The organism is Paenibacillus sp. MER 180 (assembly GCF_023713665.1).
Taxonomy (GTDB): Bacteria; Bacillota; Bacilli; order Paenibacillales; family Paenibacillaceae; genus Paenibacillus_B; species Paenibacillus_B suaedae.
On sequence record NZ_JAMAVT010000021.1, the window covers coordinates 97206 to 106904 of the forward strand.

The following is a 9699-nucleotide window of genomic DNA, read 5'->3' on the forward strand; positions in this document are numbered from 1 at the left end:
CTTACTTAGTCTATTACTGCTGACATAATCTTCTTAATCAGTGACCATCTATCCCGAGGATTCGGCATGAATTCAGATGCAATGGAGATGACAAGAGCTTGATCTGGAACGCAGCAAATAACGTTGCCTCCATCGCCTAGTGCCATGTAAGCAAGTGCCCCATCCTCTTCACGCAGCCACCATAGATAACCGTAATGATTTGGATTCATCGCTGTTGATGCAGCAATCCATGAGCTGGATAGGATTTGATGATTGTCCCACATACCACGGTTCAAATATAGAACACCGAACCGAGCCATATCACGGGGACTTAATGTAAGTCCCCACCCTCCTGTAGAGTTGCCGTCCGGGTCTTGCACCCACCCTCTTACCTTCTTCCCGAATAAATGATCAAAGTCATATTCCTTCATCTCATAATCAGGGATTATACTCATGCCGATGGGTGCGAATAATCGTTCGTTGGCAAACGATTGAGCATTCTGTCCAGTGCTACGCGTAATAATGGCCGATAGTAAATGTGCCCCTGCCGTTGAATATTTAAAAGCCCCAGTACTTCCGTTCTGCCCTAACATATCCAGCGTATAAATCATCCAGTTAGGCTGCATACACATCTTGTCCAGCGGCTCCCGCCAGTCCTCAAATGCATAAGGAGCCGTCATCGTGAGAAGATGACGAAGGGTGATTTCTCGCCTCTGACTGTGAGCCGTATCAGGAACATATTCAGGAAAGAAGTCGATCACCCTCTGGTCTATATGTTGAATGTAGCCTGCATCTATAGCAATACCAATCAGCGCGGATAGCACACTTTTTGTCACCGAGGCTACATGGTGCGTATCATCTGGGCCGAAGCTATTGAAATACCTTTCGTAAGCAATGTATCCATGTCTCGCAATGACCATCCCGTTTATATTGCTATACTCTGATCGTATGATAGGTTCAAGCGTTGATAGCGTATTAGCATCCATTCGCAAGACAGATGGGGCCTCAACTTGCCACTCTGTAGTTGTTAAGTCATTTCTATTCATATCGCAACTCCTTCAAGAGTACTGTACTAGATAATTTGTTTAACCTAATTAAGGATGATGGAAGTCTCAGATTCTATCTTTTCTTGACAGGAAAATATACCTCAGTAACCATCGCCTCAGGCTCATCGGCTTGATTTGGATCAGTTACATAGACTTCATAAGGGGAGTTCACTAGTGCATAAGCTTCTTTTTCTACCCACTCCCTTAACTTGGCATATACCGAAGTTAATTCTGCATATGGCCCCCTCACGACTGACTTTGCGCATAGTCCTTCCGACAAATCTCTTGTTCCCTTAACCGGTTCCCGAATCGGAATAGCAAACTCTGTATCGTTGCCTGCAGGGTTGTATTCTGGACTGTGATAAATCGTCATTGGTGTGCCCGTCATTGTGAGATGATCGGCGGCAATTTTTTCATAGAGTACGCCAAAATGCTTGCCATATCCAGCAGCGTAGTCATCGCTGCTCATCATCCGACGCATATACAAAATATTCATAGGCTGAGTCTCAACAAGCTGCACTTCAATATGATCAAGGTACGACATGATCGATACGCCCTCTTCTAAATTTGCAATATCATGATTCATTTGTGCAAGCGTGAGTTCTAATGCTTGGATTTTGAGTTGTAATTCCTCTCGCTTGCTGTACAGGGAATCGCACAACTTTTCTTCCGAATCATTCTCCTCCCACGCGAGCATGTCTTTAATCTCCTCTAGTGGGAAGTGATAAGATTTTAAGCGGTTAATGAATAGCATTTTTGTAAGCTGCTTAATGGAATAATATCGATATCCGTTTTCAGGATTAATTTCACTAGGATTAATTAATCCGATTTCACCATAATATCGAAGTGTTTTGGTCGATACTCCGCATATTTTCGAGAATTCTCCGATTGACAACAAGTGATACCCTCCGTTCTTTGATCATTTATCCAGTCATCAGTTTGGATCGTATATCGTTCTGTGTTCAACTCCACTGTACCTCTTCCCCTAAGGGCAAAGTCAACTCCTACCGTTCATGTCTCCCCATCTAGGTTACAGATGTTCATAAATAATATAAAGCTGAAAATGACATGCTAAATGTGATGAAACGCTCAGTTCAACTTAGGGTGCTTTGTATACATCCTAGCGACAAGAACATATAAGAACAGATTCCATCGTGGAGGATTGCGCATCATGCAAAAAAAATCAACCATCGTCATGATTCTCTTGCTCTCTATGCTGCTTATCATTTCAGGCTGTGGGAATGCAAGCAAGAAGCCCGAGACAAATGCGGGCGAGAACAAAAAAGTACAAGAAGAGAAGGATAAGGGGAAGAAAGATGCCACATCAGGTGCTTCAGCGGCGAAGTATACTCCGCTTGAGGAATTGAAGGATAGCTACGATATCGTCATCGTTGGCGCGGGGGGTGCTGGCATGACTGCCGCGCTTGAGGCGAAGGCAGCTGGCATGAACCCGGTCATCCTTGAGAAAATGCCGGTTGCAGGCGGCAATACAAGCAAAGCATCATCGGGTATGAATGCGTCAGAAACGAAGTTCCAGAAGGAACAAGGCATTTCGGATAAAAATGACTTATTCTATGAAGAGACGCTCAAAGGCGGACATAACACGAACAATAAGGACATGCTCCACTTCTTCGTAGACAATTCGGCCAAAGCAATCGACTGGCTTGATTCTATCGGGATCACACTCAACAATATAACCATTACCGGGGGCATGAGCGAGAAGCGTACCCACCGTCCCAAAGACGGTTCAGCCGTGGGCCAGTATCTCGTGACTGGTTTGCTTAAAAATGTACAAGAAAAAGGCATTCCGGTTTTTGTAAATGCGGATGTTAAAGAAATTACAAGTTCAAATGGCAAAGCAACGGGAGTGAAGGTTGGATTCAGCCAGCATGGAGAAAAAACGATTGCAGCAAAATCGGTTGTCATTACAGCTGGTGGTTTTGGAGCCAACATGAATCGCATTGCTGAAGTTCGTCCCGACCTGAAAGGCTATGTCACAACGAACCAACCGGGAAGCACAGGTGATGGCATCTCTATGGTTGAGAAAATGGGCGGAACTACGGTTGATTTGAAGCAAATTCAGGTGCATCCTACTGTACAGCAGGAAAACTCCTACCTGATTGGTGAAGTTGTGCGCGGCGAAGGTGCGATTCTCGTTACGAGCAAAGGGAAGCGATTCGTTAACGAGATGGCTGCTCGAGACAGTGTAACGACTGCAATTACAAAGCTGCCAGAGAAAAACGCGTTCCTTATATTTGACGCGGGTGTCCGCTCACGAGCAAAAGACATCGAACAGTACGAAAAGATGGGTTTTGTCAAAACAAAAGACTCGATCAAGGCGCTGGCAGAAGAAATTAAGGTACCGGCTGAAGAGCTGCAAAAAACGCTCGATACGTGGAACAGTGCGGTGAAAAATAAGAAAGACGCGGAGTTCGACAGAAAAACGGGGATGGATCATGAATTGTCAGCTGCCCCATTCTATGCGATCAAAATCGGCCCAGGGATTCACTACACCATGGGTGGCGTAAAAATCAACACGAATACAGAAGTGCTGGACAAGGACGGCAAGCCTATCCCAGGATTGTTCGCTGCAGGTGAAGTGACAGGTGGATTGCATGGCGAGAATCGAATTGGAGGCAACTCCGTTGCGGAAATTATTATCTTCGGTCGCCAAGCCGGTACGAAGTCAGCTGAATATGCAAAATCGATCAAGTAAGCGATAAAGCTTTTATGAGGAATATCAAATTAGCCTACCCAAGGATTGAATAGTAAATTGCTGCATCACAGAATGACCCCACCGACGCATTGGCGTTCTGGCGGGGTCATTGTCATTTTTAGATGATGTGTATCTGTACCCCATTAAAATAGCTTGTAGCCTTAGTCCCCGATGATATGCGATATATTCATATTGCCGCGCTCTCTATTTGATTCGGGGTGTAGATAGCAATTCCTGTACGGTCTTGATTCGCAACCTGGATCATCGCTTGCGCTAGGACTTTCGCTTCAATTGCCAATCGGCTAGAAATTGGCCGCCGTTCATTTCTTACTCTTGCGATTTTCTACATCAATACCTGCACGTTGTAGTTTATCCTCTGCTTCCTCTTCAATGAGTTCTTTCAACTGGGTCAATACAGGACTAAAGTCGGTATGCTTCCCCATCATAAAGCTCATCTCGTATTCGATTTCAATCCATGTGCTTATATCCGCCTCATTGTGTTGGATTTGAGCTTCCAGTTTATCCAAAACATTTGCAACCTTGGCTTCATACGTTTGCTTATGTTCAAATTCGATCCACAGGTCATATACGTCTCGCCCTAGATCCCCTCTTAATGTTTCCCGAATTCGTTGTATGGCTTTCATTTCATTTTGAGCCTTTTGTTCTCGCAATTGTTCGTTGTTCATCGTATCGAATGCAGGGATATCTTTCGCTTCTGCTTCCACTAAATCATGAATAATGATCATTTTCAGCATTTTGGCGGTATCGATCTCTTGATCTAAATACGGCTCAATCAGCATGGCCATGAGCGATACTCTCCACGTGTGCTCCGCCACGCTCTCCTGTCTGCCGTTTGACAGCCAGCTGTGCCGCAGTTCAGACTTTAACTTCTCACCAAGATTAACCACGTTAAGTATATTCATCAATTGAGTCCTCATCGATTGTCTCTCCATCATTTCTTCGCTCCCGTTGCGTCATTGTCTTCTCTGTATTATGCTATGAATCTCTTAAGTGTAATAAAAAGATCCTATTCTTTCAAACAGGATCGAAGCGAGTCATGTTTATTTGTTAATATGATTAAATAAATGAGTCTTTACTCTTCAAGGAAAGAAAAAGGATTTACGCCCCCGCTGCTGAATATAGGTATTCTGCATTGTTTCGATACAAGGGAATTGACTTTTCCATCGATTTGCGCCTAAAATCACAATATTGAACATTAGAACAGATTGAAGGGATTTATATGCCATACATTCGATTTAAAGCTTTTCCAGATGCCTTCGTGGAAGAGATTACACCAAACATTGTAGAGGAGTTTGCCTCGATTGTTCGCGTGGAGCCGGAGAAGGTCAAGATTGAAGTACTGAATGTTCATATTATAACGAACACTCCGCTTTCGGTCGAGATTATGATGTTCCAACGGGACAAGGAAACACATGACGCCGTTGCCGCCAGCATCGACCATATGTTGCGAGAGCGAGGATATCCAGGCGTTCACATTTTCTTCATCATCCTCGATCCGCACTATTATTATAAAGAAGGCAAGCCATTGAGATGATGACGGGTTTCATGTCGATTATTTTCCATTTCATTTACACACACTAGTGTATAGATGATGATTGCAGGAGGTATCGGCATGAACGCACAACGCGCACAAGAGATCGCAGGCTCTCCAATGCTGGCTAACGTAACCTACAACGGTAGACAAGTTTATATTCAGCATGTAGATTCCGACAACGAATCTGCTCGAATTTATCCACTTGACGATCCAGAGCAGGAGCAGGATGTTCCTTTAGCGAACTTGATTGAGCATCTTGGATAGAATGGCCGGTCGAGCCTGCTCAGCAAAAAGTGCCTTTTTATAGATAGGCACTTTTTGTTATTCGTTAATTCCCTTTACGGTAATATATAGGGAAATCACAAAAAGCCGCAGTCAGAAAATCTGATGCGTCCTTTTTCCGGTTTTCCTGCTCTAAGGATTAACCGGCTTTTCATCAATGTCCAAAGAAATATAAAGTAGTAGACATGTTGCTTGCCATGTTTAGTACGATGCGAGCTGTTATAGTGGATTATGGATGAGGGCTCATCGAAACTAACGGAATTTATGGAACGATACCAAACTTCGATTTCCCATGCAGTTTTACAACCATTCCTCTATCCCCTCGTTATGATGGAAGCCGGAGCGGCTTTCATGAACTCCGGCTTTTGATTTATTTCTTTATTTTGGAAAAGGATTCGTAGCCTGGCACCTGCTATCAGTGCTGTCAGTAGTGCATGCTACCATAACGCTTGTATTGCTGCCTGCACCCTCAGAGAGAGGAATCGTACCGGTCATCGTAGGAGTTGTATAGGTCACTCCCAGGTCGGTACCGATTGTGAATGTTCCGGTAATAAGACTAACAAGCTGACTTCGGAGTATCCATCCGCCTTGGTTTGGATTGATAACGAATGTCATACTACCGCCATCCATTACTGCAGTCGATTGCATGTTCGACCAGGCATACCCCAATTTAGCTGTTACTTGAACGTTGACCGGGGAATCCTTGCCTGTTCCAACCGTTACAGATATTTCTGATGAGACTGTATTCGTGTACTGATTAACCTTCGTTGTCGACCAGTTCAGAGTTCTATTGACTGCCGAACTGGTACCGTTCCAGATCGCTTCATCAGAAACAGTTTTGTATGAAGAAAACGAGGTTACTGGACTAGATGCAGAATTGTAGTATACCGAAAGAATTCGCGGTGACGTATCGTCATACATTTTCAATGCACGGAAATCGGCAAGAGTCTTTAGATAATTGTCAAAATTATTATCGGTATAATGTTTTATTTTCCATATTTGGTTTGATTTAACTGGGTTGCCGCAAGTGTACCTAATTGGCCATTCCCCGTTATTGATATTGCCATCTTTGATATCCACGCATTGCCAGTCGCTTTAGACGCTGCGAATTACATAGGTATCACTAGTACTCGAGCCACGTTGAACGTAAAATTTCTGCGAAACGGAAGTGGTGTTACAGCTTTTCACACTGAGAACATCGAACCATTTAGCTTTCCAGCCATCATAGCCCTTGGTGTTGTCAATACATACAGCTGGATTCTTGACGGATTTTAACTGGAATGTTCCATCTGAGGCTACAACCATCGTCCATTCCTGGTTAAGGTTCCCATATCCTCCGAAATTATATACTTGAAGCTTTTGCCCATCGTTTGCTTTACCGTCCGGTATATCGAGTACTTGATCTTTACCGCCAACAGCCGTCTGTATATAGACAGGCCCCTTTTCCCCACCTTGAATAGAATCCGGTACAAGCGGCGCAGCAGCAAAGACAGGACTACTATTCAACAGCACGCACAGACAGAGCATCAATGTCATGACGACCGAATATTGAAGCCTCCGTAATAACGATACCTTATTCCGATTACCGGGTTTGAATCCATATTGCAAGTTAACCAGCCTCCCAATGATATGGTTTGTACTGCTGTGAAACGCAATCATTGTTTCGTCATGAATCATGATGCACAACGAGGATCAATACATGTTTCACCTCCAAGAATAGGCTTAAGCCTCTCGGAATACATAGTTCCTCATCGGCTCTAACCTGGCAGCCAGGGTCTTTTATTGTTTCACCCCCAAAATCGAGGTGCGAACAAACTTTACTCTTGATATTTCTAAAATGTTGTGAAATAGGGTCGAGCTCCTCGCGATCCCGCTAACATGCTGCTCAGGATCAAACTCGGGATCAGCGTGGATGACTGGGGCCTTGCGCTTCGTTTTGTTGGCGGTGACATTGGTGGTACTGCTGCAAGCAAAAATGTTCATAACAAGAATATATGACCACTATTGACAGTTTTTACTAACAGATTTAATCTATCATTATTTGCGCTTATTTACTACATCTTTAATAAATTTTTATTAATTAAATCCCTTAACCAGGGAGGGGGCTATTCCCTAAAAATGAAGATGTTAACAAATAATATTTAGTGGGGATTCTATAAGCCAAATTGAAAACTGGACGAACTGATCGAACATTTTACGATACTGCCAAATAGATGAACATGGCAGGATGTTCCGTTTGCGAACCTGATTGAGCATCTTGGATAAATGATATTCGGTGTATTGCCGGCTGCATAACAAAAAGTGCCTTCACCAAGATAGGCACTTTTTTCTATAACTGTTTTGTATGATTGAACTCACTTAAAAACTTACCTGGGCATTGGTCATTCTATCCCCGATTGGGAGGAGTAGTGATTCTACGTAGATAGCTAACATTTCTTTCTTAGAGATCCTGTTTTACTAAGGATTCTGTTATTTTCCTATTAGATTTTTAATCGCCAACATCGAATTATCCTGAATGATACCTGTATCTACGAAACCAAATGAAGCGTATAATGTTTTAGCTATGGCATTACTTGTTCGATAAAAGAGGGTTACATATTCTGCTTCCCCATATGGCATATTTTCAATATCCATCAACATTTTTTCAAAGGCAAGTTTGCCATATCCTTTCCCCTGATAACTCTTTTCAATCATAATATGCCATATAAAATAGCTCTTCTTACCGTAAAAAACTTCATTTTCAAATGATTCATGATCCAACGTATCATAAATATACATCAAAAATCCAACCGCAACTCCATCGGCATAAATAGCAATGGGAGTCGCTGGTATCCCGTCTGCGTTCAACATATGAGCGTCTGCAAAGCTTCTGAGGTTAGTAGTTTGTATAAAGTCTTTCTGGTTTTCTCCTACTTCAAGTGCTATTAATTCATCTATGTTATCCCCGGTTATTTTTCGTAATTCGATCATTTATTTATCTCCTCTCCTAAGACAAGCCACTTTCACATATGGCCTAAAACATTCCAAATATCATTTCCATAATTCTCAAAATAGGGCACACAAAATATTCACCAAAGCTAACTCTTTTTCACCTGTGATTTCTAACCCTTGTTCCGCAAAATGGCCCGTTTTTTGAATTGGCATAATCCATCTTGTCAATGCAATTTATATTTAAATCTACAGTTGGACGGTGTTAGATGTGTTCGCTTTTTTTATGTACTCGGTATCGAGTATTGAATAAAAATACTGGTCAACCCATTGGTTCTTCCACATTAATTCCTCTTTGAAAGTCCCTTCTCTTCTCATTCCTAACTTCTCCATAAGGGTCATGGATTTCACATTGTGACAATTACACATACCAACGACTTTATGAGCTCCTAACTGATGGAATGAGAAATCAAGTAATAGATTTATGGCTTCTAATCCGTAACCGTGTCCTTGGAATTCTGGGATTATCGCAAATCCGAATTCCCAACTCTTTCGGTGTTCGGAGTAACTCCATATTTGAGCTAAGCCAACAGGAATTGACTTTCCATCGGCTTCCTTCGTTATGACAAAATTATATTGGGATGTTGAATTCATTGTTTCAAGATACGTTTGCCTAACCTTCTCCTTATCGGATTCAACATCTTCTTCAAACAACCAGATATCGTTGTTTGTTTCTAGTTCACATACAAAATCTAAGTCATTAGCTGTAACCCTTGAAAGACTTACACGCTCTCCATCGATCTTCATCCGAATCCTCTCCTTTTCTATAAATCTGCCTCAACTCCCGAACATATATGGATAGGCGAACCTAGTGGTCATAAAGTTAGCTATGCATCCGTGCATCTTTCTACGGTATTATTCTCCGTGTCTATAATCATGTCAGGCTGCAGCGGTTCATCGTAATGGACATCCATTAGCAGTATACAAGAGCGATACTGCTTTAAATGATTGTAGCAATGTGAGAATCGAGTCGATAGACAGCAAACAAATCTAAACCGTTCTTTACAATCGAGTAGGAGGCTACCCATTAATTGAGTAGCCGACCTCTCACACCACCGTACGTACCGTTCGGTATACGGCGGTTCAATCGTTTGAGTGCAATTTGCGAAGATGCTCGTACCGAGCAGGGAAGT

General features: G+C 42.7%; 10 protein-coding genes. 3 read left to right on the forward strand and 7 right to left on the reverse strand.

Annotated features, from left to right (window positions below):
- Positions 1-5: 5 nt before the first annotated feature.
- Together M3661_RS25405 and M3661_RS25410 are read right to left on the reverse strand one after the other, a co-directional pair.
- A complete protein-coding gene (locus M3661_RS25405; RefSeq protein ID WP_251489665.1) occupies positions 6-1025 on the reverse strand; it encodes a serine hydrolase domain-containing protein in 1020 nt (339 codons plus the stop codon).
- A gap of 73 nt (positions 1026-1098) precedes the next feature.
- Positions 1099-1923, reverse strand: a complete 825-nt coding sequence (locus M3661_RS25410) for a MerR family transcriptional regulator (protein WP_251489667.1) — start codon at positions 1921-1923, stop codon at positions 1099-1101.
- Positions 1924-2196: 273 nt separating this feature from the next.
- Between M3661_RS25410 and M3661_RS25415 the strand changes: the two genes are divergently transcribed.
- Entirely contained in the window at positions 2197-3741 is a 1545-nt protein-coding gene (locus tag M3661_RS25415; RefSeq protein ID WP_251489669.1) for a flavocytochrome c, read from the forward strand.
- A gap of 320 nt (positions 3742-4061) precedes the next feature.
- Here M3661_RS25415 and M3661_RS25420 read toward each other — a convergent pair whose 3' ends face one another.
- Positions 4062-4664, reverse strand: a complete 603-nt coding sequence (locus tag M3661_RS25420; protein WP_251489671.1) for an HD domain-containing protein — start codon at positions 4662-4664, stop codon at positions 4062-4064.
- 317 nt (positions 4665-4981) lie between these two features.
- Here M3661_RS25420 and M3661_RS25425 point away from each other — a divergent pair, with 317 nt between their 5' ends.
- Positions 4982-5296 carry a DUF1904 family protein gene (locus M3661_RS25425; RefSeq protein WP_065290771.1) on the forward strand — a complete coding sequence of 105 codons (315 nt, stop codon included), beginning with the start codon at positions 4982-4984 and terminating at the stop codon, positions 5294-5296.
- 78 nt (positions 5297-5374) lie between these two features.
- Complete coding sequence (locus M3661_RS25430) at positions 5375-5560, forward strand: small acid-soluble spore protein H (protein ID WP_065290772.1); 186 nt, start codon at positions 5375-5377, stop codon at positions 5558-5560.
- A 396-nt stretch (positions 5561-5956) separates the two neighbouring features.
- Here M3661_RS25430 and M3661_RS25435 read toward each other — a convergent pair whose 3' ends face one another.
- From M3661_RS25435 to M3661_RS25450, 4 genes are all read right to left on the reverse strand, one after another.
- Complete coding sequence (locus M3661_RS25435) at positions 5957-6505, reverse strand: hypothetical protein (RefSeq protein WP_251489673.1); 549 nt, start codon at positions 6503-6505, stop codon at positions 5957-5959.
- Positions 6506-6673: 168 nt separating this feature from the next.
- On the reverse strand, positions 6674-7186 hold the full coding sequence (locus M3661_RS25440) for an RICIN domain-containing protein (RefSeq protein ID WP_251489675.1): 513 nt from the start codon (positions 7184-7186) through the stop codon (positions 6674-6676).
- Between the two features lie 861 nt (positions 7187-8047).
- Positions 8048-8548, reverse strand: coding sequence for a GNAT family N-acetyltransferase (locus M3661_RS25445; protein ID WP_251489677.1), 501 nt, complete (start codon positions 8546-8548; stop codon positions 8048-8050).
- Between the two features lie 207 nt (positions 8549-8755).
- A complete protein-coding gene (locus M3661_RS25450; protein WP_251489679.1) occupies positions 8756-9313 on the reverse strand; it encodes a GNAT family N-acetyltransferase in 558 nt (185 codons plus the stop codon).
- Positions 9314-9699: the final 386 nt, after the last annotated feature.